Source organism: Enterobacter sp. DC1 (assembly GCF_000568075.1).
GTDB lineage: Bacteria > Pseudomonadota > Gammaproteobacteria > Enterobacterales > Enterobacteriaceae > Enterobacter > Enterobacter asburiae.
This window is the reverse complement of record NZ_AZUA01000001.1, coordinates 766170-788897: the sequence shown is the minus strand read 5'-3', so window position 1 is coordinate 788897 and position 22728 is coordinate 766170. Positions and strand designations below refer to the sequence as shown.

Annotated in this window: 24 protein-coding genes and 2 tRNA genes; 10 read left to right on the top strand and 16 right to left on the bottom strand. The window is 56.0% G+C overall.

Going from position 1 to position 22728, the window contains the following annotated elements:
* Window positions 1–68 precede the first annotated feature (68 nt).
* Window positions 69–1082: a L,D-transpeptidase LdtE gene (gene ldtE, locus P346_RS17655; protein WP_032657787.1), complete on the top strand. Its 1014-nt coding sequence runs from the start codon at window positions 69–71 to the stop codon at window positions 1080–1082.
* A 60-nt stretch (window positions 1083–1142) separates the two neighbouring features.
* Here the strand turns inward: ldtE and lpp are convergent, their stop codons facing one another.
* The 5 genes from lpp to P346_RS17675 all read right to left on the bottom strand — a co-directional run bounded on the left by lpp (window position 1143) and on the right by P346_RS17675 (window position 6015).
* The gene (gene lpp / locus P346_RS17660; protein ID WP_001082307.1) at window positions 1143–1379 is read right to left on the bottom strand and encodes a murein lipoprotein Lpp; all 237 of its coding nucleotides are present in this window, start codon (window positions 1377–1379) and stop codon (window positions 1143–1145) included.
* 309 nt (window positions 1380–1688) lie between these two features.
* Window positions 1689–3110, bottom strand: a complete 1422-nt coding sequence (gene pykF / locus P346_RS17665; RefSeq protein WP_029739779.1) for a pyruvate kinase PykF — start codon at window positions 3108–3110, stop codon at window positions 1689–1691.
* Between the two features lie 7 nt (window positions 3111–3117).
* A complete protein-coding gene (gene ynhH, locus P346_RS23710; protein ID WP_418921897.1) occupies window positions 3118–3414 on the bottom strand; it encodes a protein YnhH in 297 nt (98 codons plus the stop codon).
* 73 nt (window positions 3415–3487) lie between these two features.
* Complete coding sequence (locus P346_RS17670; RefSeq protein ID WP_032657785.1) at window positions 3488–4633, bottom strand: trans-sulfuration enzyme family protein; 1146 nt, start codon at window positions 4631–4633, stop codon at window positions 3488–3490.
* A gap of 11 nt (window positions 4634–4644) precedes the next feature.
* A complete protein-coding gene (locus P346_RS17675; protein WP_032657782.1) occupies window positions 4645–6015 on the bottom strand; it encodes a pyridoxal-phosphate dependent enzyme in 1371 nt (456 codons plus the stop codon).
* A gap of 400 nt (window positions 6016–6415) precedes the next feature.
* Between P346_RS17675 and P346_RS17680 the strand changes: the two genes are divergently transcribed.
* The 4 genes from P346_RS17680 to fumD all read left to right on the top strand — a co-directional run bounded on the left by P346_RS17680 (window position 6416) and on the right by fumD (window position 9380).
* Window positions 6416–7438, top strand: a complete 1023-nt coding sequence (locus tag P346_RS17680; RefSeq protein ID WP_032657779.1) for a methionine ABC transporter ATP-binding protein — start codon at window positions 6416–6418, stop codon at window positions 7436–7438.
* Window positions 7431–8099, top strand: coding sequence for a methionine ABC transporter permease (locus P346_RS17685; RefSeq protein ID WP_008500617.1), 669 nt, complete (start codon window positions 7431–7433; stop codon window positions 8097–8099). The genes P346_RS17680 and P346_RS17685 overlap by 8 nt, the downstream gene beginning before the upstream one ends.
* A 148-nt stretch (window positions 8100–8247) precedes the next feature.
* Window positions 8248–9060, top strand: coding sequence for a MetQ/NlpA family ABC transporter substrate-binding protein (locus P346_RS17690; RefSeq protein ID WP_008500616.1), 813 nt, complete (start codon window positions 8248–8250; stop codon window positions 9058–9060).
* A gap of 110 nt (window positions 9061–9170) precedes the next feature.
* On the top strand, window positions 9171–9380 hold the full coding sequence (gene fumD / locus P346_RS17695) for a fumarate hydratase FumD (protein ID WP_008500615.1): 210 nt from the start codon (window positions 9171–9173) through the stop codon (window positions 9378–9380).
* Here the strand turns inward: fumD and P346_RS17700 are convergent.
* Genes P346_RS17700 through P346_RS17715 form a run of 4 tightly spaced genes read right to left on the bottom strand, consistent with a single transcriptional unit; the run spans window position 9361 to window position 12455 of the window.
* Window positions 9361–10047: an amino acid ABC transporter permease gene (locus P346_RS17700; RefSeq protein WP_032657777.1), complete on the bottom strand. Its 687-nt coding sequence runs from the start codon at window positions 10045–10047 to the stop codon at window positions 9361–9363. The two genes, fumD and P346_RS17700, sit on opposite strands and share 20 nt — an antisense overlap.
* Window positions 10031–10807: an amino acid ABC transporter permease gene (locus P346_RS17705; RefSeq protein ID WP_032657775.1), complete on the bottom strand. Its 777-nt coding sequence runs from the start codon at window positions 10805–10807 to the stop codon at window positions 10031–10033. The genes P346_RS17700 and P346_RS17705 overlap by 17 nt, the downstream gene beginning before the upstream one ends.
* A complete protein-coding gene (locus P346_RS17710) occupies window positions 10807–11622 on the bottom strand; it encodes an amino acid ABC transporter ATP-binding protein (protein ID WP_032657772.1) in 816 nt (271 codons plus the stop codon). The genes P346_RS17705 and P346_RS17710 overlap by 1 nt, the downstream gene beginning before the upstream one ends.
* A 2-nt stretch (window positions 11623–11624) precedes the next feature.
* Window positions 11625–12455, bottom strand: a complete 831-nt coding sequence (locus P346_RS17715; protein WP_193743809.1) for an ABC transporter substrate-binding protein — start codon at window positions 12453–12455, stop codon at window positions 11625–11627.
* Window positions 12456–12700: 245 nt separating this feature from the next.
* On the opposite strand from P346_RS17715, the gene P346_RS23435 reads away from it, so the two are divergent.
* Entirely contained in the window at window positions 12701–12868 is a 168-nt protein-coding gene (locus P346_RS23435) for a hypothetical protein (RefSeq protein WP_014831607.1), read from the top strand.
* A gap of 92 nt (window positions 12869–12960) precedes the next feature.
* On the opposite strand, the gene P346_RS23095 is transcribed toward P346_RS23435, so the two are convergent.
* Window positions 12961–13101: a hypothetical protein gene (locus P346_RS23095; protein WP_003857665.1), complete on the bottom strand. Its 141-nt coding sequence runs from the start codon at window positions 13099–13101 to the stop codon at window positions 12961–12963.
* Window positions 13102–13226: 125 nt separating this feature from the next.
* Between P346_RS23095 and P346_RS17730 the strand changes: the two genes are divergently transcribed.
* A complete protein-coding gene (locus P346_RS17730; RefSeq protein ID WP_032657770.1) occupies window positions 13227–14009 on the top strand; it encodes an MBL fold metallo-hydrolase in 783 nt (260 codons plus the stop codon).
* 72 nt (window positions 14010–14081) lie between these two features.
* Complete coding sequence (locus P346_RS17735; RefSeq protein WP_023311344.1) at window positions 14082–14717, top strand: carbonic anhydrase; 636 nt, start codon at window positions 14082–14084, stop codon at window positions 14715–14717.
* 28 nt (window positions 14718–14745) lie between these two features.
* Here the strand turns inward: P346_RS17735 and P346_RS17740 are convergent, their stop codons facing one another.
* From P346_RS17740 to mdtK, 4 genes are all read right to left on the bottom strand, one after another.
* Window positions 14746–16341: an FAD-NAD(P)-binding protein gene (locus P346_RS17740; RefSeq protein WP_032657767.1), complete on the bottom strand. Its 1596-nt coding sequence runs from the start codon at window positions 16339–16341 to the stop codon at window positions 14746–14748.
* A 118-nt stretch (window positions 16342–16459) separates the two neighbouring features.
* Window positions 16460–16536, bottom strand: a tRNA-Val gene (locus tag P346_RS17745).
* A 4-nt stretch (window positions 16537–16540) separates the two neighbouring features.
* Window positions 16541–16617, bottom strand: a tRNA-Val gene (locus P346_RS17750).
* A gap of 153 nt (window positions 16618–16770) precedes the next feature.
* A complete protein-coding gene (mdtK, locus tag P346_RS17755; protein WP_032657765.1) occupies window positions 16771–18144 on the bottom strand; it encodes an MdtK family multidrug efflux MATE transporter in 1374 nt (457 codons plus the stop codon).
* Window positions 18145–18369: 225 nt separating this feature from the next.
* Here mdtK and P346_RS17760 point away from each other — a divergent pair, with 225 nt between their 5' ends.
* Window positions 18370–19014 (top strand): riboflavin synthase, encoded by a 645-nt coding sequence (locus P346_RS17760; protein WP_023311347.1) that lies wholly within the window; start codon window positions 18370–18372, stop codon window positions 19012–19014.
* 32 nt (window positions 19015–19046) lie between these two features.
* On the opposite strand, the gene cfa is transcribed toward P346_RS17760, so the two are convergent.
* Together cfa and punC are read right to left on the bottom strand one after the other, a co-directional pair.
* Window positions 19047–20195 (bottom strand): cyclopropane fatty acyl phospholipid synthase, encoded by a 1149-nt coding sequence (cfa, locus tag P346_RS17765; RefSeq protein ID WP_032657763.1) that lies wholly within the window; start codon window positions 20193–20195, stop codon window positions 19047–19049.
* A gap of 298 nt (window positions 20196–20493) precedes the next feature.
* Entirely contained in the window at window positions 20494–21693 is a 1200-nt protein-coding gene (punC, locus tag P346_RS17770; RefSeq protein WP_032657760.1) for a purine nucleoside transporter PunC, read from the bottom strand.
* Between the two features lie 114 nt (window positions 21694–21807).
* On the opposite strand from punC, the gene punR reads away from it, so the two are divergent.
* Window positions 21808–22719 carry a DNA-binding transcriptional activator PunR gene (gene punR / locus P346_RS17775; RefSeq protein WP_023311350.1) on the top strand — a complete coding sequence of 304 codons (912 nt, stop codon included), beginning with the start codon at window positions 21808–21810 and terminating at the stop codon, window positions 22717–22719.
* The last annotated feature ends 9 nt before the right edge of the window (window positions 22720–22728 follow it).

The following is a 22728-nucleotide window of genomic DNA, read 5'->3' as shown; positions in this document are numbered from 1 at the left end:
CGAGGTGGTTCCCGCCTCGCTGGTTTTTCAGCTTTCTGGCGTCCTGCCAGTGAATAAGGAATCTCAGCATGAAGCGCGCGTCTCTCATAACTCTATTACTCCTCAGTTCGCTCGGCGCACTTAATTCGGCCCGCGCGATGGACTATCCGTTGCCGCCCGCAGGCAGTCGCCTGATTGGGCAAAATCAAACCTACACGATACAGGAAGGGGATAATAAGCTGCAGACCATCGCCCGCCGGTTTAATACCGCGGCGCAGGTGATCCTGGAAACGAACAACACCATTGCGCCGGTCAACCCCGCGCCGGGAACCGTGATTACCATCCCGTCGCAGATGCTGCTGCCGGACACGCCGCGCGAGGGCATTGTGGTGAACCTTGCAGAGCTTCGGCTCTACTACTTCCCGCCGGGAGAAAACATCGTTCAGGTCTTCCCGCTCGGCATTGGACAGCTGGGGCTGGAAACGCCGGTCACGACCACGCGCGTAAGCCAGAAAATCCCGAATCCCACCTGGACACCCACGCCGGGCATCAGAGCACGCTCTCTGGAGCAGGGAATTAAATTACCGCCGGTGGTGCCTGCCGGGCCAAATAACCCGCTGGGACGCTTCGCACTGCGTTTAGGCGTGGGTAATGGGGAATATCTCATCCACGGCACCAGCGCGCCGGACAGCGTTGGCCTGCGGGTCAGCTCAGGCTGTATGCGGATGAACGCCCCGGACATTAAAGCCCTGTTCGAACAGGTGCGGGTTGGCACGCGGGTACAGATTATCAACGAACCCGTGAAGTTCTCCGTGGAGCCGGATGGAAAACGCTATATTGAAGTCCACCGCCCGCTGGCGCAGGCTGAGGGAGAAAACCCGCAGGTCTCGCCCATTACCCATTCCGCAGACTTTGCGACCTTTGTTTCTCAGGCGGGAAGCGATAAGGTGCTGATTGAGAAAGCCCTGTCACGCCGCGCCGGGATCCCGGTTATCGTGTCGTCAGGGAGCGGCCCGTCGGCCAGCAATAGCGTGTTGTCGGTGCAGAACAGCCGGGTGTCTGCTGCGGTAGCGGAGAATGAAGGGGAGAAGGTGACGCAGTAGCCGTTTGACGCAGGCAAAAAAAATGGCGCACAATGTGCGCCATTTTATTAACAGGTACTATTACTTACGGTATTTAGTAGCCTGGTTGTCCAGACGCTGGTTAGCGCGAGCTGCGTCGTCTTTAGCAGCCTGAACGTCGGAACGCATTGCGTTCACGTCGTTGCTCAGCTGGTCAACTTTAGCGTTCAGAGTCTGAACGTCAGAAGACAGCTGATCGATTTTAGCGTTGCTGGAGCAACCAGCCAGCAGAGTAGAACCCAGGATTACCGCGCCCAGTACCAGTTTAGTACGATTCATTATTAATACCCTCTAGATTGAGTTAATCTCCATGTAGCGTTACAAGTATTACACAAAGTTTTTTGGGTTGAGAATATTTTTTTGATGGGAATACACCTATTTTTGATCGTTCGCTCAAAGAAGCATCGAATCGGCCCTTTTTAAGCAAAAATCTATGTAAAAAAAGGCATTTATCATCGGATTCATCTTAGATAAATCGCAATTAAATAGAGAAACCCGATTTGCAATTTGAATGACTTTGGCTAATGCCAGGAATAAAAAAAGCGCCCTGAGGGCGCTTTTTATCAAAATTAATTCGTTCGGGAATTATTACAGCACGTGAACAGATGCGGTATTGGTGGTTCCGCTTGGTACCAGCGCGCCAGAAACCATGACCACAACGTCACCTTTCTGTGCCAGACCGCGATCAACCAGCTCCAGCGCCACTTCTTTACCCAGACGGTAGAAATCATCCGTAGAGGCGATCTCTTTCACCAGGTGAGGGATCACGCCTTTGCTCAGCACCAGCTGACGGGCCGTGGTTTCGTTGGTGGTCAGCGCCAGGATAGTCGCATCCGGGAAGTATTTACGCACTGCGCGAGCAGATTTACCGCCCTGGGTGGCAACCACGATCAGCGGTGCTTCCAGCTTCTCAGCCGTTTCTACAGCACCGCGGCAAACCGCTTCGGTGATGCGCAGCTTGCGGCTGTCGTTGTTGTAGTCCAGACGGCTTTTCATTACGCGGTCGGTACGTTCGCAGATGGTGGCCATGATGGACACCGCTTCCAGCGGATATTTACCTTTCGCGGATTCGCCGGACAGCATAACGGCATCAGTACCGTCGAGGATGGCGTTAGCCACGTCGCCTGCTTCTGCGCGGGTTGGGCGTGGGTTTTTGATCATGGAGTCCAGCATCTGCGTTGCGGTGATAACCACTTTACGCGCGCGAACACATTTCTCGATCATCATCTTCTGCGCGAAGATCACTTCTTCAACCGGGATTTCTACGCCCAGGTCGCCACGTGCAACCATGATGCCGTCAGACGCTTCGAGGATTTCGTCGAAGTTGTTCAGGCCTTCCTGGTTTTCAATTTTGGAGATGATCTGGATCTTCTCGCCGCCGTGCGCTTTCAGGTGCTCACGAATTTCAACCACGTCAGAACGCTTACGGATGAAGGATGCCGCAACGAAGTCAACGCCTTGTTCACAGCCGAAGATCAGGTCCTGTTTGTCTTTTTCAGCCAGTGCTGGCAGTGCGATAGAAACGCCCGGCAGGTTAACGCCTTTGTTTTCGCCAAGGTCGCCGTTGTTCAGCACTTTACAGATAACCTTGTTGCCTTCGATCGCGGTGACTTCCATACCGATCAGACCATCGTCTACCAGCACGGTGTTACCGACTGACAGGTCGTTGGTGAAGCCTTCATAGGTCACTGCAACGATTTCGCTGTTGCCGACAACGGATTTGTCGGTGGTGAAGGTGAAGGTCTGGCCCGCTTTCAGAGAGACGTCGTTACCGCCTTCCAGTTTGATGGTACGGATTTCTGGACCTTTGGTGTCCAGCAGGATGGCCGCTTTTTTACCGGTCTTGCTCATCACGTTGCGCAAGTTCTGGATACGCTGACCGTGTTCTGCGTAGTCACCGTGGGAGAAGTTCAGACGCATCACGTTCATGCCGGCGTCCAGCATTTTGGTCAGCATCTCTTCAGATTCGGTTTTCGGGCCGATAGTACAAACAATTTTCGTCTTTTTCATGACAGTCTTAGTCTTTAAGTTGGGAAGGATATGGAAATCTCGCTCCGGGGGCGCACCGCCGCGGAGTCAAACCTGTGTTGCAAAAGAGTATATGACACGCACTAAGGATAGGAGACATCAAATGAGCGTGCAGAAGAAAGTGTGCCTGAGTGACAGCCCAACGAAGGAGAGGAGAAGTTGTACGTTGTTTTTTGTATTCCAAGCGCTGAAACCATTCACCAGGGATTAGGCGCGCATTATACGCTGATTTTAAGATAAAAGGAAAATGGAAACGGTGTTTCAGAAATAATCTATGCAGTTTCACATAATATTGTTATCAAGGCGTTAAGCCATGATGACAACTTGTGGCGGCAGGTGATTGACCTGCCGCACTTTGCTTATTTTTGCAGCGCCTGGCTGAGGTCGGCAATCAGGTCTTTGGGATCTTCAATCCCGACTGACAGACGGATCAGCTGCGGCACAATGCCGTTTGCCAGGCGTTGCTCCAGCGGAATCGAGGCGTGCGTCATGCTGTAAGGCTGGCTCACCAGACTTTCCACGCCGCCGAGGCTTTCCGCGAGGGTGAACAGCTTCAGGTTGCGAATCACCTCGGTGGCGCGTTGCGCATCGCCTTTTACCACCACGGAAATCATCCCGCCGGGCAGCGCCATCTGCGTGCGGGCAAGCTGATATTGCGGATGCGATTCCAGGCCGGGATAGAACACCTTTTCGACCAGAGGATGCTGCTCCAGCCATTGCGCAATCGCCAGCGCGTTGGTGCTGTGCTTTTCGACCCTCAACGCAAGCGTGCGTATACCGCGCAGCGTCAGGAAGCTGCTGAACGGATCCAGTACGCCGCCCACCGCGTTTTGCAGATAGCCCAGCCTATCCGCCAGTTCCCTGTTGTCCCCGACAATCGCCAGCCCGGCCACCACGTCAGAATGGCCGTTCAGGTATTTGGTGGCGGAGTGCAGCACGATATCGAAACCCGACTCCAGCGGACGGTGGATCACCGGCGACGCGAAGGTGTTATCCGCCACGCTGATGACGTTATGACGACGCGCGATCGCCGCAATGGCCGCCAGATCCGCCAGCTTCAGCAGCGGGTTGGTTGGCGTTTCGACCCACACCATGCGGGTATCCGGGCGGATGGCGGCCTCAAGCCCGGCCAGGTCGTCCGGTTTAACCCAGCTGACCTGCAGGCCTGTGCTGCGCTTGCGCACGTTTTCAATCAGGCGGTACGTCCCACCGTAAACGTCATCGATGGCGACAATATGGCTGTCTTTATCCAGCAGTTCGAGCACCGTGGAGATGGCCGCCAGACCGGAGGCGAAGGCGTAGCCGCGCGTGCCGCCTTCCAGTTCGGCGATGGCGGTTTCCAGCGCGTGGCGGGTGGGGTTGCCGCTGCGGGAATACTCATAGCCGGTATGCTCGCCGGGTGACGGTTGCGCAAACGTTGAGGTGGCGTAAATCGGCGGCATGACGGCGCCGTGCTGGTCGTTGAACTCGCCGCTGTGTACGCTCAGGGTAGCCAGGTTTTTCATCATCTATTCCTTTATTGCTGAAGACGGTTGCGCCAGGCGGTCAGAACGTCGCTGCGCGTAATCAGACCGAGAAAACGGTCGTTGTCATTAATCACGGCCACCAGACCGCGGTCGAAGATGGCGTTCAGGGCGCTTTCCGGGGCGTGTTTATCCAGAAACTCCACCTGACGCGTCATGGCTGCCGTCACCGGAAGCGCGAAGCGATCGCCGTCGCCGCCGATGTGCCGCAGGAGATCCCACTCGTCGATAATGCCCACCACCTTGCCGTTCTCCAGTACCGGCAGCTGGGAGATGTCATACAGACGCATGCGTGCCAGTACGGTGGAAAGCGTGTCGTCCGGGGCGGCGGTGACGGTGGCACCTTCGTCGTGGCGCAGGGCGATGTAGTCGGAGAGATCGCCGGCCTGAGGGCGGGTGATGAGCCCCTGCTGTCGCATCCAGTCATCGTTGAACATCTTCGAGAGATACTTATTGCCGCTGTCGCAGGCGAAGGTCACCACGCGTTTCGGCGCGGTCTGCGCCTGGCAATATTTCAGCGCGGCCGCCAGCAGCGTGCCGCTGGAGGAGCCCGCCAGAATGCCTTCCGTTTTCAGCAGATCGCGCGCGGTGGTGAAGGCCTCGCGGTCGGTAATGCGCCAGGCGCGATTCACCCCTTCAATGTGGGCCAGCGGCGGAATAAAGTCTTCGCCAATACCCTCAACCAGCCAGGAGCCCGCGTCGTGATAGCGCCCGGTTTCCACCTGGTCGGCCAGAACGGAACCGGCCGGGTCAGCCAGGACAAACTCCGTGTGAGGAGAGTGCTCGGCGAACCACGCCTGCAGGCCGCCCAGCGTACCGCCTGAGCCGACGCCCACCACGATGGCGTCGATCCTGCCGTCAAGCTGCTCGTACAGTTCCGGTGCCGTGGTGGTGCGGTGCGCCAGCGGGTTGGCTTCGTTATTGAACTGGTCGATGTAAAACGCGCCGGGCAGCTCGTTGGCCAGGCGCTGGGCGTAATCCTGGTAATAGGCAGGGTGGCCCTTGTTAACGTCGGAGCGGGTCAGCACCACCTGGGCACCCAGCGCGCGCAGGTGGAAAATCTTCTCGCGGCTCATTTTGTCCGGCACCACCAGGATCAGCGAGTAGCCTTTCTGGGCGGCGATCAGGGCCAGGCCGAGTCCGGTATTCCCCGCCGTCGCCTCAATAATCGTGCCGCCCGGCTGCAGCTGCCCGGTACGCTCCGCTTCGTTAATCATCGACAGCGCGACGCGATCCTTAATAGAACCGCCCGGATTCTGGTTTTCCAGCTTCAGGAACAGCGAGCAGGGACCGGTATCAAGCTTGTGCAGCTGGATAAGCGGGGTACGACCAATCAGTTCAGTGACGGAGTGATAAATCGTCATGATGTTTTCCTTTCTGGATGTCATGACGGGATGATAGGGCGGTGAAATTTTCTCAATAAAGAACCATTCACTGCTCTTTAGAACAGAAAAGAATATATATGCCTTTTTTGGAAGTCAGGACAGCAAGACGTAAAGTTGTCTGGATGTGAGGATGGCTATATCGGCATGAAATGCTGCAAAAATGACCGTTTTTCGCGGGCATCTTCCGGCAGATATGCATCCGGCAGATAATCATTGCTGAAATTGGTCTAAATGCTTCCCACCCGCTCAATCCGCTGTTTATTTCTGAAAGTTATAACAAATTCTTTTTTGGTCATTTAAAACCTGATAACGCCTGTTTACTATCGTTTGGACATCCATACTGCTAAACAGCCATGCGCGAAACGGATAAAGAATAAGAATGATCGTACTCAGGAATATTTCGAAGGTTTTTGACAACGGAAAGGTCGCGCTGACTGCCGTTGATAACGTCAATTTGACGATAGAGCAGGGACAGATTTACGGAATTATCGGCTACAGCGGGGCCGGGAAAAGCACGCTGATTCGTCTGTTGAACGGCCTGGAAAAACCCAGCGCCGGAAGCGTCACCATTAACGGGCAGGATATCTCTGCCGCAAAGGGTGAAGCGTTGCGCCAGGCGCGTCTGAAAATCAGCATGGTGTTCCAGCACTTCAACCTGCTGTGGTCGCGCACGGTGAGCGAGAACATCGCTTTCTCGATGCAAATCGCCGGTGTGCCAAAAGCCAGCATCAAGGCGCGCGTCGCCGAGCTGGTGGAGCTGGTCGGCCTGAAGGGGCGTGAGAATGCCTACCCGTCCCAGCTGAGCGGCGGGCAAAAGCAGCGCGTCGGCATTGCGCGCGCTTTGGCTAACAGCCCTGACGTGCTGCTCTGCGATGAGGCCACTTCGGCGCTCGACCCGCAGACCACCGATCAGATCCTCGATCTGCTGCTGGATATTAACCGCCGCTTCAGGCTGACCATCGTGCTGATCACCCACGAGATGCACGTGGTGCGCAAAATCTGCGACCGCGTGGCGGTGATGGAGAACGGTAAAGTGGTGGAAGAGGGCGACGTGCTGAGCGTCTTTACCCATCCGCAGCAGCCGATTACGCAGCAGTTTGTCCGCCAGGTGAGCCAGTACGCCGAAGAGGAAACCTTCAATACCGAACTGGCAAACGATCTGGAAGGTACGGTCATCAGGCTGACCTTTACCGGGCACAGCACCCATAAGCCGATCGTGGGTGAACTGACCCTGCGCTACGGCCTGCCGTTTAACATCCTGCACGGGAAAATGACGCAAACCGCCCACGGCGTGTTTGGTCAGCTCTGGGTGCACGTGGTGGCATCCGATGAACAACTGAACAATATCCTCGCCGACCTGCAGCACAGCGATATTGAAGGCGAGGTGATTAAACATGGCTGAGAATCTCTTTCCGCATCTCAAGTGGGATCAGCTCTGGGCGGCGACGCTGGAGACGCTGTACATGACCGCGCTGTCCGGCGTGGCGACGTTTGTGCTGGGCATCGTGCTGGGGCTGGCGCTGTTTTTAACCGCGCGCGGCGGACTGTTCCACAACCGCACGGTCTACAGCGTCATTTCGATTGTGGTGAACGTGTTCCGCTCTATTCCGTTCATCATTCTGATTGTCCTGCTGATCCCGTTCACCAAGACCGTCGTCGGCACCATTCTTGGCGCCAACGCGGCGCTGCCGGCGCTGATTGTGGGCGCCGCACCGTTCTACGCACGCCTGGTGGAGATCGCCCTGCGTGAAGTGGATAAAGGCGTTATAGAAGCAACGCGCTCGATGGGCGCACGACTGAGCACGTTAGTGTTTCGGGTTTTACTGCCGGAATCATCACCTGCACTGGTATCGGGTATTACGGTGACGCTGATTGCGCTGGTGAGCTACAGCGCAATGGCGGGGGTGATTGGCGCCGGCGGTTTGGGAAATCTGGCTTATCTGGAAGGATTCCAGCGCAACCATGGTGACGTCACGCTGGTGGCAACGGTGACTATTCTGATCATCGTTTTCATTATCCAGTTCTGCGGCGATGTCATTACTTCACTGTTAGATAAACGCTAATACCCGTCATATTTCGAGCCTCAGGCGCGTTGGCTGCATTCGTTCACCCCAGTCACTTACTGTATGTAAGCTCCTGGGGATTCGCTCACTTGCCGCCTTCCTGTGACTCGAACTATTTAGGGTAACAACAACACACAGGAACCACATCATGAAAAAAACACTGACACTGATCGCCGCCGCAACCCTGAGCGCCCTAAGCTTCGCCTCCTGGGCCGACACCCTGACCGTGGGCGCATCCAACACGCCGCACGCCGAAATTCTGGAGCAGGCAAAGCCGATTCTGGCGAAGCAGGGTATCGACCTGGAGATTAAACCGTTCCAGGACTACATTCTGCCGAACACCGCGCTGGCGGGTCATGACATCGACGCGAACTATTTCCAGCACATTCCTTACCTGAACAGCGTGCTTAAAGATCATGCGGGCGATAAAGACTACGATTTTGTCAGTGCGGGCGCGATCCACATTGAACCAATCGGCATCTACTCCAAAAAATACAAGTCTCTGAAAGACCTGCCGGAAGGTGGCAAGATCATCATGCGTGACGCGGTTTCTGAAGAGGGGCGTATTCTCTCCATCTTTGAGAAAGAGGGCGTGATCAAGCTGAAGCCGGGCATCGACAAAGTGACCGCGCGCATCAGCGACATCGTCGAGAACCCGAAAAAGCTGAAGTTCACGCCGAACGTGGAAGCCTCTCTGCTGCCGCAGATGTACAACAACAACGAAGGCGATGCGGTGGTGATTAACGCCAACTACGCGATTGACGCGGGTCTGGATCCGGTTCACGACCCGATTGCGGTAGAGAGCGGTGAAAACAACCCGTACGCCAACATCATTACCGTGCATCGCGGTGACGAGAAGAAGAAAGATATCGTTGCGCTGGTGAACGTGCTGCACTCGAAAGAGATTCAGGACTGGATCCGCACCAAGTACAAAGGCGCGGTCATCCCAGTAAACAACTAATTTACTGATTTTACAGATGAAGCCCGGCGAGTCTCTCGCCGGGCTTCTTTTTTGTATCCGGCAGGAGAATCATTTAAGCTCAACGTTTAAAAGGCAATGGAGTGATGACGATGGGTAACGTGACCAAAGATGAAGCGCTGTATCAGGAGATGTGCCGGGTGGTCGGAAAGGTGGTGCTTGAGATGCGTGATTTAGGGCAGGAGCCAAAGCATATTGTCATTGCCGGAGTCCTGCGTACCGCGCTGGCGAACCAGCGCGTTAAACGCAGTGAACTGACAACCGAAGCGATGGAAACGGTGGTTAAAGCGCTGGCCGGGTAATGCGCCAGCGTTTCGCAAGCTGCTCGAGCGAGCAGCAGAGCAGGTAGTAGACCACGCCCGTAAAGATAAAAATGGCCGCCGGGTAGATTTGCACCCGGTTGTTGACCTGTCCCGCCACCGTGGTCAGCTCCGGTACGTTCACGATAAACGCCAGCGACGTATCCTTCAGCAGGCTGATAAAAATCCCCACCAGCGACGGCAGAATATTCCTCAGCGCCTGCGGCAGCAGCACGCGCAGGAGGGTTTGCTGCGTGCTGAATCCCTGTGACAGTGCGGCCTCATATTGTCCGGACGGTAGCGCGTTAAGCCCGGCCAATACCGAGTGCATCACCGTTGCCGCGGTAAACCAGGCCAGGGCCAGCGTGACGGTAAGCGCCCCCGGCAGATCGCCTCCGGTCATAAGCGGCAGGAGATACCACATCCAGAAAATCACGAAGATGAGCGGGATACCGCGAATCAGCTCTGCCCATAAAAAGAGGGCCTTTCGCACGAGTCCGGTAAAGCGCCAGGCCAGACACGCGAGTACTATCCCACCGGGCAGGGCGATGACGGCGGCCCCGGCAGCCATCATCAACGACAGCAGTACGCCCCCCGGTTCACCCGTTGCCGCGCGTCCCCACAGCAGATAATCGAGGTTATCGGTGATGACGTTAAGTCCGGCAATCATGTTCTTCACTCCCTGAGGCGGCGACGGCTGGGCGTTTACGTTTCGCGTCAGGTCCGATGCGAACCAGCACCATCCCCATGACCAGGCCGGTCAGCAGATAGAGTGCGGTACCAAGGGTAAATGCCTCCAGCGCGTGCGCGTTATAGCTCTCGATCTGCCTGACCTGATAGGTCAGCTCGGCAAAGCCAATTCCGCTCGCGAGCGAGGAGAGCTTCATCAGATTAAGGTACTGGCCCACGACCGGCTGCCAGGCGTTGGCCAGGCCCTGCGGCAGAAGGATGTAACGAAACAGACGCCACGCGGAGAATCCCTGCGCGAGCGCCGCCTCCCGCTGTCCGGCAGGCACGGAACGTAACCCCGACTCCACCTCTTCGATTAAAAACGCCGAGGTAAAGACGCCCAAACCCCAGGCAGAACATAAAAATTCGGGCGTAAACCACCAGACGTCGCCTGGCAGAATTGACCAGCTGTGATCCGCGTTCACCGCGTCGCGAAACGCCTGCGGTAGTCCGTTCCAGGCGGCAAAATACCAGAACAGCAGCTGTACCAGCAGCGGCGTATTGCGAAACAGCGATACCCAGCTGCTGACGATCGCGTTCCCGGGGCGTCCGCCGGAAAGGCGCAGAAGCATAAAGAGCAGTGCGAGCAGGCTGGCCAGCAGCATCCCGGCAAGCGTGACCCACAGGGTGGTGAGGAATCCGGAGAGTATCCACTGCAGAGGCTGTCCGGTCAGAACCCCCTGCCAGTCGAGCGCGGGCATTACAGATGCTCCTGATGCAGCGGGTTGAGCACCTTTTGCAGGAACCGCTGCGCGCGCGGATGCGACGGCTGGCTGAAAAACTTTGCCGGCGGCGCGGTTTCCAGAATTTGCCCGCCGTCGATAAAGACAATCCGGTCGGCTATTTCCCGGGCAAACTGCATCTCGTGGGTCACCACGATCATCGTGATCCCGCTGTGGGCGAGGGCTTTCATCACGTAAAGCACTTCACCAATCATCTCCGGATCCAGCGCGGAGGTGGGTTCATCGAACAGAATGATTTGCGGTGATGAGGCCAGGGCGCGGGCAATCGCGACGCGCTGCTGCTGTCCACCGGAAAGCTCTGCCGGGAAATGGTGGGCTTTTTCCAGCATCCCGACCTTTTCCAGCAGGGCCAGCGCGCGCTCCTGAGCTGGCTGCGGCTTCCAGCCGTGAACGTGCTCCAGCGCCAGGGTGATGTTCTGGCTGGCGGTGAGGTGGGCGTAAAGATTGAACTGCTGGAACACAAACCCCACGCGGCTGCGCAGCTGGCGCAGCCCGATGCCGGAGAGCTTTGCGGTAGGCTTGTTGTCGACCAGAATCTCTCCGCCGCTCAGGGTTTCAAGCTGGTTGATGAGACGAATCAGGGTGGATTTACCGGAACCCGAAGGGCCGAGGATGGCGACAACTTCACCGGGCGTGATGGTGAGGTTAATGTCGTTTAAAACCTGATGGTCACCGTAGCGTTTGTCCACATGACGAAACTCGACGCTGGCCTGTTCCAGATGTGAAAAATCCGCGGCACCGGCCGCGGAGTGTGAAAATAAACCTGAGAGCATAATTATCTGGCTTCTATTTTAAAGGCGCGAGGCTGTGGGGAAGGCGTGTTTGGGCCAAACCAGACGTCGTAAATTTTTGCTGCCTGACCGTTCTTCTCGAGATTAACCAGCTCGTCGTTAACGGCCTTCAGCAGCGCGGTTTCGCCTTTTTTCACCCCAACGCCAATCTCTTCTTTGCTGAGCAGATCGGGCAGGATTTTGAAGTTCGCTTTATCCGGCGCCTGCGCCAGCAGACCGGCCAGAATGGTGCTGTCCTGGGTAATGGCCTGCACGTTTCCATTGCGCAGTGCCGTCAGCGCCAGGGGAATATCGTCATAAGAGAGCACGCGTGACTGCGGGAAACGCTGGTGCAGCGCCTGCTCGCCCGTCGTTCCTTTGACCGCGCCAATACGCGCCCGGCTGTAGTCATCAAGCTTGTCCGGTGATTTAGCCGGCACCAGGAACTGCTGGCCGGTGACAAAGTAAGGGGTCGAGAAATCAATCACCTGCGCGCGTTCCGGGGTGATGGTGATATCCGCCACGATCAGGTCTGCTTTCCCGGACTGCAGCAGAGGAATACGGTTGGCCGGATTGGTGGCAACCAGTTCAAGCTTCACGCCGAGCGATTTTGCCAGCGCTTTGGCGAAGTCCACGTCGTAACCCACGATCTCGTGCGTTTTGGCATCAATAGAGCCAAACGGCGGGTTGGCGTCAAACGTGGCCACTTTCACCACCCCTGCGGCCTTAATATCCGCCAGCTGATCGGCCTGTGCCTGCGCTGAAAGCAGGCTGCCCGTCGCCAGTAATCCCAGAACCAGTGTCAGTTTGGTAAACCCTTTCATGTTTGCTGCCATAGTCATTCGCCATCCCGTTGTTTTTGTTTTACCCCGCTACGCTCCCATAAGCGAAAGCTATCGCCAAATAAGAAATCGTTCTTTGCTATGAGCAAAAAAGCATTAGTGAACAAGGTGTTAATGAGGAGTGAAAAGAACGGGATGCTATTTGCAGATCCTGCACATCGACAGTGGATTTTGGTATTTCCCCCGCGCGGCATTTGAGTGCTTAACTGAGATCAGACACGGCGAGAGAGGGTAAGACGATGAAAAAATGGATCAGCACGTTACGGCGGTTTTTTGCGACCCGACCAGTGAATGCGGAGAACAGCGCGCAACGTGTTCTTGAGTCAATCCTGCCTGTCGCCAGCCTGTATGGCGTCGACGTTGCCAACATTGACCCGGAGTGGTTCCATGATAAAACGTCACGCTGAACTGCGCCGCACGCGCGAAACGTACTGGAACGAGGTGTGCGTGACGTTTAACGAGTGAAATAAAAAAGCACCGGTTTCCCGGTGCTTTTTTATTAGATCTTGCAGGCGTCGCCGCAGTCGTCGTCGGCGACAATCGCCTGCGCTTTTTTGTCTGCATCGTCCAGACGTTCCGCATTACGCTCTTCGGCTTCATCCAGACCGTTAAAGACTAAGTTATCGAGATCAATTTCCATGTGGCACCTGCTCTGTTCAGTATGTGATTCTGGCACAGTATAGGGTAAAAAAAGCCAGCAATGTACCTCGCAGCACATAAGGATAATCCCTGCCATACTCAGTGCTTTATCGCTGAGGAGAGCACATGATTACACTCTGTAAAACCTGTGGCACCGCCTACGATACGCAGCCGGACAGTTGTCCGATTTGCGAGGACGAGCGCCAGTACGTGCCCGCCACGGGCCAGGCGTGGACCGATCTCGACACCGTCACCGCCACGCATAGCAACAAATGGCAGCAGCTGGAGCCGCGGCTGTTTGGGATCAAAACGGTGCCTGCGTTTGCGATAAACCAGCGGGCGCTGTTCCTGCAAACGGCCCACGGCAATATCCTCTGGGACTGCATCGCCAACCTCGACTCCGCAACCAAAACGCTCATTACCGCCCTCGGCGGCATCAGCGCGATAGCGATTTCACATCCGCACTATTACACCACTATGCAGGAGTGGGCTGCGGCGTTTGATGCGCCTGTGTACCTGCACGCCAGCGACAGAGAGTGGGTCATGCGCGACAGCCCGGCCATTCATTTCTGGGAGGGGGATGCGCTGGAGATTTTCCCGTCGGTCACCCTGCTGCGTCTGGGCGGGCATTTTGCCGGTGGAACGGTGCTGCACTGGCAGGAGGGGGAAGGGGTATTGCTGGTGGGCGATATTCTGCAGGTCACGCCGGGTAAAGACGCCGTCTCGTTTATGTGGAGCTACCCGAATTATCTTCCGCTGCCGGCCCGCACCGTGGCGTCGGTGGTGAGTCATCTCGAAGGCAAAACCTTTGAGCGTCTTTACGGCGCGTTCGAAGGGCAGAATATCGAGGCCAGTGCGGACGAGATTGTGCAGCGGTCGGGCCAGAAATATATTGCTTGTCTGAAGTAAACCACGATGGGTAAACTTTACGAGTGTGATCTCGATCATGCCTAAACTAAAACAGATAAAAGAGACATTGCTATGCAACATATCATTGAAGGTTTTCTCAGCTTTCAAAAAGAGATTTTCCCGCAACGTAAAGAACTCTTCCGCAGTTTAGCGTCCAGCCAGAATCCCAAAGCGCTGTTCATCTCATGCTCCGACAGCCGTCTGGTCCCGGAACTGGTCACCCAGCAAGAGCCAGGACAACTCTTTGTCATTCGTAATGCTGGCAACATCGTGCCGCCTTTCGGGCCGGAGCCTGGCGGCGTGTCTGCAACCATCGAATACGCCGTGGTGGCGCTGGGCGTCACGGATATCGTGATTTGCGGTCACTCCAACTGTGGCGCGATGAAGGCGATTGCCGATAACGCGAACCTGGAACCGATGCCTGCTGTGTCACACTGGCTTCGCTATTCTGACGCGGCGAAAGCCGTGGTAGAGAAGAAAACCTGGGATAAGCCGATCGATAAAGTTAATGCGATGGTGCAGGAGAACGTGTTTGCGCAGCTGAGCAACATTAAGACCCACCCGTCCGTCGCGGTGGGCCTGCGTAATAACTCCATCCGACTGCACGGCTGGGTGTACGACATTGAAAGCGGCAAAATTCTTGCCCTGGATAAAGCGACGAAAACCTTCGTTTCGCTGTCTGAAAACCCGGAAGTCTTCTTCGAATAATCCGCGACAGCAGGGCATGGAAGCCCTGTCAGTTCTCGATATACGGTAATCTGCGCCGCGATCCCGACGCGGGTTTTTCCGCCGCCTTCGCCATTGCTTCCGCAATCTCTGCACACTCCCCCAGCCCCTGAACGAAGGGACGATCGTGCATCAGCCACGGTATCGCGCCAAAGGCGATGCGCCCGCGAACGGCGTCAGGCACTTTTAAGGTGTAATCCTCACCGATGTCCGGTATCTCTTCGCCCGTGGCTTCCAGCTGTTTGCGCAATGTCGGAAAGGGCAGATCTTTTGTTTTGAGCGGCTTTTGACCGCGCGCATCAATAAACACGTCGAAACGGTAAACGGTCTCTTGTGTGGTGATTACCGTTCGATCGCTGCCAATATCCAGCGTGTAATCGTCACCGAGCGTCGCCACGCTGATGATGCCGGCTTCGCGAAGCGCGAGCAGCCTGCGGATAGACTGCGGAGGAATGGCCGCATAGTTGTCGATAAATACGCGGGCGAGGCCTTGCTTAAAGCGCTCTCTGTCCCGTTCGTTGAGGTGGGGAACAATCTCCTGAACCACCTCATGCAGCCGAAGCACGGTATAGCGCCAGGCTACGGTGCGCCGCTCGCGTTTGTTCCGCTCAACCTCGTTGAGATTTTCTTCCGCCCAGGTAAAGGGGCCGTGCCGTTTACGATCCTCAAACCAGGCCTCACGAATGCTGTCCGCATTCTGCTTATGCAGGGATATTTTCTCGCACCACGTCGTGTCAGCGAGCTGAAGCTCTTTCACCATCAGGGTAAAAATGCGGTCGAGCAGGCCATCCGGTCCTTTGGCAATCTCGTTTTCAGCCGCGCCTTCGGTCAATACCGACAGCGGTTCGTAAGGGATAGGGCAGTAAAAATCGGCTTCCGGCAGAATGCCCGTCCGGGACATCAGGACAATCTGCAACGCGTCACTGCCTTTATCCAGCACGAATTTATCATCACGAAATTCACCGTGCTGCATTACTACCGCCATGGCCGCGTCGAGACCGCTTAACGATGTCCCCATAATACCGACGCGGCAGGGAGGAATACTGGCATCCATCAGACCGGACCACGGGCTTGGGAAGAACGTGCGCGTGGCTTCGTCCTCGTCTGGCCAGACGTGGCCGGTGGTGATAACCGCAAGGTCGAAGCGTTCAGGAAAGGCGCTGTCGTTGACGGATAGCGTGACCCCTTCTTTTGTGGAAACGATATCGGTGACCTGGGCGGATTCATGGACATCAACCTGAAACCCCAGCTTTCTGGCCTCTTTCACGATTGAACGAAAGCTGTCGCGAAAATACTCGCCCAGCAGGAGCCTGGGCAGGAACTGTCGGTCATGCAGGCGGGCTTTATCAACCTTAAAGCGCGCAAGATGGGCGTCACTCTGTTCCTTGAGCCAGTCGAGGTAGGTGATAAAAATGGGCGGGATTTCAATGCTCGCAATATTCGCCAGCATCAGACGAGAGTTATCGTCGTCGTTATAGGGCATACCCACGCCAGCGTCTTCGGATTGTTCAAAGATGGAAACTGAGAGCGGTTTGCTGTTTTTAAGGAGATGATAAAAAGTATAAATCCCTGTGGGGCCGGAGCCGATAATCGCGATTTTCTTCATCGACGGTCTTCCTGTTTTTTTTCCATAAGAAAAGCGTAGCAGGAGAATAATGATGAAAATAAGGGATTAGGAAAATTCAGGATATCAGAAGAGGATTTGCACCATTTCAGGACTGAAATGGTGCGTCCGAGTGGACTCGAACCACCGACCCCCACCATGTCAAGGTGGTGCTCTAACCAACTGAGCTACGGACGCAGAATGGTGCGTTCAATTGGACTCGAACCAACGACCCCCACCATGTCAAGGTGGTGCTCTAACCAACTGAGCTATGAACGCAACGTGTTGTCGGTGACAACGGGGACGAATATTAGCGGCACAGCACCGAGGTGGCAAGAGGGAAAATGCATTTTTCTCTCTGATTTCACGCGATTGCTTCATTACCGCGCAAAGTGAAGAGAAAGTAGCCGCCGGGTGGCGGCTACCGCGTCGTTAACGTGCCGCGCGCTGCAAAATGACCGTTGATGGCTGGCGCTGCAGGAAGCGCATTCGCATCATCATCATAATCGCCGCCGACGTCAGGCCGATGATAAAGCCCATCCAGAACCCTGCCGGACCCATGCGATCCACCACCAGATCGGTAAGCGCCAGGATATAGCCAGCCGGCAGTCCCAGCACCCAGTAGGCGATGAAGGTGATAAAGAAGATAGAGCGCGTGTCTTTATATCCGCGCAGCACGCCGCTGCCAATCACCTGGATGGAGTCAGAGATCTGATAAATCGCGGCCAGCAGCATCAGGTGCGATGCCAGCGTGACCACTTCCGGACTGTCGTTATAGAGCAGGGCAATCTGCTCGCGTAATGCAACGGTAAAGAGCGCCGTACAGACTGCCATGCAGACGCCGACGCCCAGCCCGGTCCGGGCGGCCGTTTGCGCATCCAGCGTTGAGCCCTGGCCCAGGCGGAAGCCGACGCGGATCGTCACCGCCGCCGCCAGCGACATCGGCAGAACGAACATCAGGGAGCTGAAGTTCAGCGCAATCTGGTGCCCGGCCACGTTCACAATCCCCAGCGGGGAGACCAGCAGGGCGACCACGGCAAACAGGGTCACCTCAAAGAACAGCGCGAGGGCGATAGGCAACCCTAACTGCACCAGACGCGTCATGATGTTCCAGTCCGGCGTGCTAAATCTTTTCTCGTTGCGAATATCGCGCATGGAACGGGCGCGTTTTACATAGGTGATCATCGCAAAAAACATCACCCAGTAAACGGCTGCCGTCGCCACGCCGCATCCGACGCCGCCCAGCTCCGGCATCCCGAAATGACCGTAAATAAAGACATAGTTCACCGGAATGTTGACCAGCAGGCCGATAAAGCCCATCACCATCCCGGGCTTGGTTTTCGCCAGGCCCTCACACTGGTTACGCGCCACCTGGAAAAAGAGGTAGCCGGGCGCACCCCAGAGCAGGGCGCGCAGATAGCCCACGGCTTTATCAGCCAGTGCCGGGTCAATGTTATGCATAGCGCGAATGATGTGGCCCGCGTTCCAGAGCACGACCATGATCAGCACGGAGACAAACCCTGCCAGCCAGAAACCCTGACGGACCTGATGGGCAATGCGCTCGCGACGACCCGAACCATTGAGCTGAGCGATAACTGGAGTGAGCGCGAGCAGCAGACCGTGGCCGAACAGGATGGCCGGAAGCCAGATTGACGTGCCGATAGCAACGGCCGCCATATCGGTGGCGCTGTAGCCACCTGCCATTACCGTATCCACAAATCCCATTGCGGTCTGGGCCACTTGCGCGACGATCACTGGTATAGCCAGTGCCAATAGCTGGCGCGCTTCATTCATGTACTTCTGCACGTGAACACCTTTATTTTGTAGTTATTTGAGAGACTAAAAAAGCCGCCGAAACGGGCAGCAAGAAGAAAATGCAGGGGGGTGCCAGCTATTGTAGCGGGCTTTAGCTATTTATCTAGTGAAAAAATCGCCAGAAAATGCGCTCCGCTGGCAACCTCTTTTTCCAACTGTTATTGTGGTGGGATTAAACGGTGTCACCACCGTCCGGAAAAAACAGGAGTTGTAAGCATGTTTACTGGTATTGTGCAGGGCACCGCCAAAGTGGTGTCCATTGATGAAAAACCTAATTTCCGTACTCATGTTGTTGAGCTGCCGGAATATATGCTTGAGGGCATTGAAACCGGCGCGTCGATCGCCCATAACGGCTGCTGCCTGACCGTTACCGAAATTAACGGCAACCAGATTAGCTTTGATTTAATGAAAGAGACGCTGCGCATCACCAACCTGGGCGAGCTGGCGGTGGGAGATACCGTCAACGTTGAGCGGGCGGCGAAGTTCAGCGATGAGATTGGCGGCCACCTGATGTCCGGCCACATTATGACCACCGCTGAAGTGGCGAAAATCGTGACCTCGGAAAATAACCGTCAAATCTGGTTTAAAATGCAGGATCCTTCATTAATGAAATACATCCTCTATAAAGGATTTATTGGCATCGATGGGATTAGCCTGACGGTGGGTGAAGTAACGCCAACGCGTTTTTGCGTGCATTTAATTCCTGAAACGCTGCAGCGCACCACGCTGGGTGCCAAAAAGCTGGGGCATCGCGTGAATATTGAAATCGATCCGCAAACCCAGGCGGTGGTGGATACGGTTGAACGCGTGCTGGCCGCAAAAGAAGCGGCAATAATAAAGACCGCCGCAGAAGAAGAATAAAAAAAATAACCCCGGGCTTCCGGGGTTATTTTTTAGCGTGCGACACGGAGACCGTGTTCAATCCCACGGCTGAATACTACCTGCCAGAGCTGAATATCCCGTGCGCGAAACGCCCCCGCGCAGGCATTCAGATAATAGCTAAACATCCGCTTGAATCGTTCAGAATAGTTGTCCGCAATCTCAGGCCAGGTCTCCTGAAAACGTGCATGCCATGCCATCAACGTGGTGTCGTAATCCGCGCCAAAGTTATGCCAGTCTTCCATCACGAAATGGGGTTCACTGGCGTTGGCAATCTGGCGGACTGACGGTAAACAGCCATTCGGAAAGATGTATTTGTTGATCCACGGGTCAACGTTATTGTCGGTCCGCTTAGAGCCGATGGTGTGCAGCAGGAAGATGCCGTCCGGTTTCAGATTACGATCCACCACCTCAAAATAGGTAGCGTAGTTTTTCGGCCCGACGTGCTCGAACATGCCAACGGAAACGATCCGGTCAAACTGTTCGTTCAGGTCACGGTAATCCTGCAGCCGGATATCCACATCGAGGCCCTGGCAGCGTTCCCGCGCCATTTTTTGCTGTTCCGCTGAAATCGTCACGCCGACGACGCTGACGCCATAGTGCTTCGCCATAAAATACGCCAGTCCGCCCCAGCCGCAGCCGATATCCAGCACGCGCATACCGGGCTGCAGCTGCAGCTTCTCGCTAATCAGACGCAGCTTGGCCTGCTGGGCCTCTTCAAGCGTCGATGCCTCTTTCCAGTAGGCGCAGGAGTACTGCATGAAAGGGTCAAGCATACGGCTGAACAGGTCGTTGCCAAGATCGTAGTGTTCTTTGCCAACGATCCACGCGCGTTTTTTACTTTGCAGATTGAACAGTCGGGCAGACGCGACGCGCAGGGTGTCTTTCAAGTTGCGAGGGAGTTGATTTTCAAGACCGGCACGCAGCACGCTGGCGAAAAAGGTATCCAGGCGTTCGCACTCCCACCAGCCGTCCATATAGCTTTCTCCCAGGCCTAACGATCCCTCCCGCAGCACGCGTTTAAAAAAGTCGGGATGTTTAACCTGAGGATCGGATGGCGATGATCCATTGATAGTGATGCCTGCTCGACCTAACAGTTCACTGACGATCCGGGACCAGTTATCGTCCGGAACGCTGACTTCTTCTATACACGATGAACTCATAGCTTCTCCATCACCCTACTGTGATCAGAACCTTAAAACAGCGTAGACGCTTTTTTTGGTTTGTGAGAAATCTCACGGTAAATACCGCGAGGCTAGTATCCGACGTAGAACAGAGGAAGGGAGATAACCCTTGCCGAAATGCCTTCCATGGTAAAACGGGAGCACTCCGGCTCCCGTTAACACTTAATATTTATCGTATTTAATCGAACCAAATTTAGTATAGGCTTCAAAATTTGGTGATTCAATAGAAAATTCTTAGCAACCTAATCACTGAAAATTAACATGATTTCCGGCGCGATTATGCATGTGACGTTTCAACTTGTGCACGGTTAGCCTGGTCACGCTGCGCGGCTGCCTGCATGCGATAGCCCAACACCGCCAGCGCAACGGTCACCAGCATCACGCTGGTGGTGGTCAGGAGCGGCGTGGCAATCAGCGCCGATACCACCAGGCTTGCCAGGAAGCACAGCCCCAGCTGCAGGGTGTTCTGCAGCGCGGCGGCGCGGCCTGTTGCCTGCGGGAAGGGACGCAGCGCCTGGGCTACGACAATCGGATAAATCGCCCCGTTCGCAACGGCCATCACGCAGAATGGGATCAAAATTTCGGCCAGACCGGCACCCGGAATAAAGCCAACTGCCCAGGTCCCGATGACGCTCAGCGCATACAGCACCAGCAGCCACGGCAGCATCTGCTGACCTTCCCACTTTTGCAGCGCCGCGCGACAGCCGTACCCGCCCACCAGGAACGCGATGGTCTGCGGAACATAGCTCAGGCCGATGGCTGCCGGGCTGTAGCCCATATCGTGCAGAATGAACGGCGAGCCGGTGAGCCACGCGAAGAAGCTTGCCGAGCAGGCGGCATAGATCAGGACATTACCGCGATACGCTTTGGTGCTGAGCAGGGAAGTGAAGGTAATCGGCTTCGCGTCAGCATGCGCTTCTTTTTTATGCGCGGGCTTGAGGGCGAACGCCGGCAGCATCAGGACCAGGGTAATGGCAAACAGCGTGGCGAAAATGGCCTGCCAGTCGAAATGCGCGAGGATCCAGCTGCCCAGCAGGGGGGCGAGGGCAGGTGAGAGACCCACCAGCGGCATAATGGTGGCGAAAATACGGTTTGTGCGGTTAGCCGGGTAATAGTCGGTGACCAGCGCCTGCCAGGTCACGGCCGCGGCACAGACGCCCACGGCCTGAATAAACCGCAGCACCAGCAGCCAGGTGGCATCGCGTACCCATAACATTCCCAGGCAGCCCACCGCAAAAATGGCCAGGCCCAGCAGCAGTACCGGTTTACGACCAAAGCGATCCGAGAGCGGTCCCCAGAGCAGCTGAGCGAAGGCAAAGCCGGCGAGGAATAAACTCAGGCTGGCGCTGATGGCGGCAGCAGGCGTTTGTAAATCTTCCTGCATGGCGGCAAACGCCGGCAGGTACATATCGGTGGCCAAAAAGCCCAGCACGCTTAAGCCGCCGAGCCAGACTAAAAAACCGTTCCTGGGTTGCATTATTTTATTCTCCTGAGGAGGCAGGTATACATTGGCGCTGAGTGTAGGGAGTGCAAAGCCGCTTGTGAAACGCTAATATTTGGCGGGTGCATTCAAAAATTTTGCAGGCAGAAAATGTGGTCAGATTATTCTCTTGAAGTAGTCGATGCTGTTGCGCGTAACGGCAGCTTCAGCGGTGCGGCACAGGAGCTGCACCGCGTCCCTTCGGCAATCAGCTACACGGTGCGTCAGCTTGAGGAGTGGCTGGCGGTTCCGCTGTTTGAACGGCGGCATCGCGATGTGGAATTAACGCCCGCAGGCGCGTGGTTTTTGAAGGAAGGGCGTTCTGTTATCAAAAAAATGCAGATCACCCGCGAACAGTGTCAGCAGATCGCTAACGGCTGGCGGGGACATCTTTCCATCGCGGTGGATAATATCGTTAAGCCGGAACGCACCCGGCAGATGATCGTCGACTTCTATCGTCATTTTTCTGACGTCGAGCTGCGGGTTTCGCAGGAGGTGTTCAACGGCGTCTGGGATGCGCTGGCGGACGGCAGGGCAGAGATGGCGATCGGGGCCACGCAGGCGATCCCGGTCGGGGGGCGTTACGCCTTTCGCGATATGGGGATGCTGAGCTGGAAATGCGTGGTGGCAAGCGACCATCCGCTGGCGGCGATGGAAGGGCCGCTGAGCGATGATACGCTGCGCAACTGGCCGTCGCTGGTGCTGGAGGATACGTCCCGTTCATTGCCCAAGCGTATCACCTGGCTTCTCGACAACCAGCGGCGGGTGGTGGCACCTGACTGGGAATCGTCGGCGACGTGCCTCAGCGCCGGGCTGTGCGTCGCGATGGTGCCCGTTCATTTCGCGCGTCCGCGCATCGATACTGGAGAGTGGGTGGAGCTGACGCTGGAGAATCCGTTCCCGGATGCGGCCTGCTGCCTAACATGGCAGCAAAATGATGTCTCGCCTGCGATGGCCTGGCTGCTGGATTATCTGGGAGACAGCGAAACGCTGAACCGGGAATGGTTACGGGAGCCAGCATAGCTGGCCCCG

Bases quoted from the DNA above. Each gene is read 5' to 3' on its own strand.
- ldtE (WP_032657787.1), top strand. From the start codon at position 69: ATGAAGCGCGCGTCTCTCATAACTCTATTACTCCTCAGTTCGCTCGGC.
- lpp (WP_001082307.1), bottom strand. From the start codon at position 1,379: ATGAATCGTACTAAACTGGTACTGGGCGCGGTAATCCTGGGTTCTACT.
- pykF (WP_029739779.1), bottom strand. From the start codon at position 3,110: ATGAAAAAGACGAAAATTGTTTGTACTATCGGCCCGAAAACCGAATCT.
- P346_RS17670 (WP_032657785.1), bottom strand. From the start codon at position 4,633: ATGAAAAACCTGGCTACCCTGAGCGTACACAGCGGCGAGTTCAACGAC.
- P346_RS17675 (WP_032657782.1), bottom strand. From the start codon at position 6,015: ATGACGATTTATCACTCCGTCACTGAACTGATTGGTCGTACCCCGCTT.
- P346_RS17680 (WP_032657779.1), top strand. From the start codon at position 6,416: ATGATCGTACTCAGGAATATTTCGAAGGTTTTTGACAACGGAAAGGTC.
- P346_RS17685 (WP_008500617.1), top strand. From the start codon at position 7,431: ATGGCTGAGAATCTCTTTCCGCATCTCAAGTGGGATCAGCTCTGGGCG.
- P346_RS17690 (WP_008500616.1), top strand. From the start codon at position 8,248: ATGAAAAAAACACTGACACTGATCGCCGCCGCAACCCTGAGCGCCCTA.
- fumD (WP_008500615.1), top strand. From the start codon at position 9,171: ATGGGTAACGTGACCAAAGATGAAGCGCTGTATCAGGAGATGTGCCGG.
- P346_RS17700 (WP_032657777.1), bottom strand. From the start codon at position 10,047: ATGATTGCCGGACTTAACGTCATCACCGATAACCTCGATTATCTGCTG.
- P346_RS17705 (WP_032657775.1), bottom strand. From the start codon at position 10,807: ATGCCCGCGCTCGACTGGCAGGGGGTTCTGACCGGACAGCCTCTGCAG.
- P346_RS17710 (WP_032657772.1), bottom strand. From the start codon at position 11,622: ATGCTCTCAGGTTTATTTTCACACTCCGCGGCCGGTGCCGCGGATTTT.
- P346_RS17715 (WP_193743809.1), bottom strand. From the start codon at position 12,455: ATGGCAGCAAACATGAAAGGGTTTACCAAACTGACACTGGTTCTGGGA.
- P346_RS23435 (WP_014831607.1), top strand. From the start codon at position 12,701: ATGAAAAAATGGATCAGCACGTTACGGCGGTTTTTTGCGACCCGACCA.
- P346_RS23095 (WP_003857665.1), bottom strand. From the start codon at position 13,101: ATGGAAATTGATCTCGATAACTTAGTCTTTAACGGTCTGGATGAAGCC.
- P346_RS17730 (WP_032657770.1), top strand. From the start codon at position 13,227: ATGATTACACTCTGTAAAACCTGTGGCACCGCCTACGATACGCAGCCG.
- P346_RS17735 (WP_023311344.1), top strand. From the start codon at position 14,082: ATGCAACATATCATTGAAGGTTTTCTCAGCTTTCAAAAAGAGATTTTC.
- P346_RS17740 (WP_032657767.1), bottom strand. From the start codon at position 16,341: ATGAAGAAAATCGCGATTATCGGCTCCGGCCCCACAGGGATTTATACT.
- P346_RS17760 (WP_023311347.1), top strand. From the start codon at position 18,370: ATGTTTACTGGTATTGTGCAGGGCACCGCCAAAGTGGTGTCCATTGAT.
- cfa (WP_032657763.1), bottom strand. From the start codon at position 20,195: ATGAGTTCATCGTGTATAGAAGAAGTCAGCGTTCCGGACGATAACTGG.
- punC (WP_032657760.1), bottom strand. From the start codon at position 21,693: ATGCAACCCAGGAACGGTTTTTTAGTCTGGCTCGGCGGCTTAAGCGTG.
- punR (WP_023311350.1), top strand. From the start codon at position 21,808: ATGTGGTCAGATTATTCTCTTGAAGTAGTCGATGCTGTTGCGCGTAAC.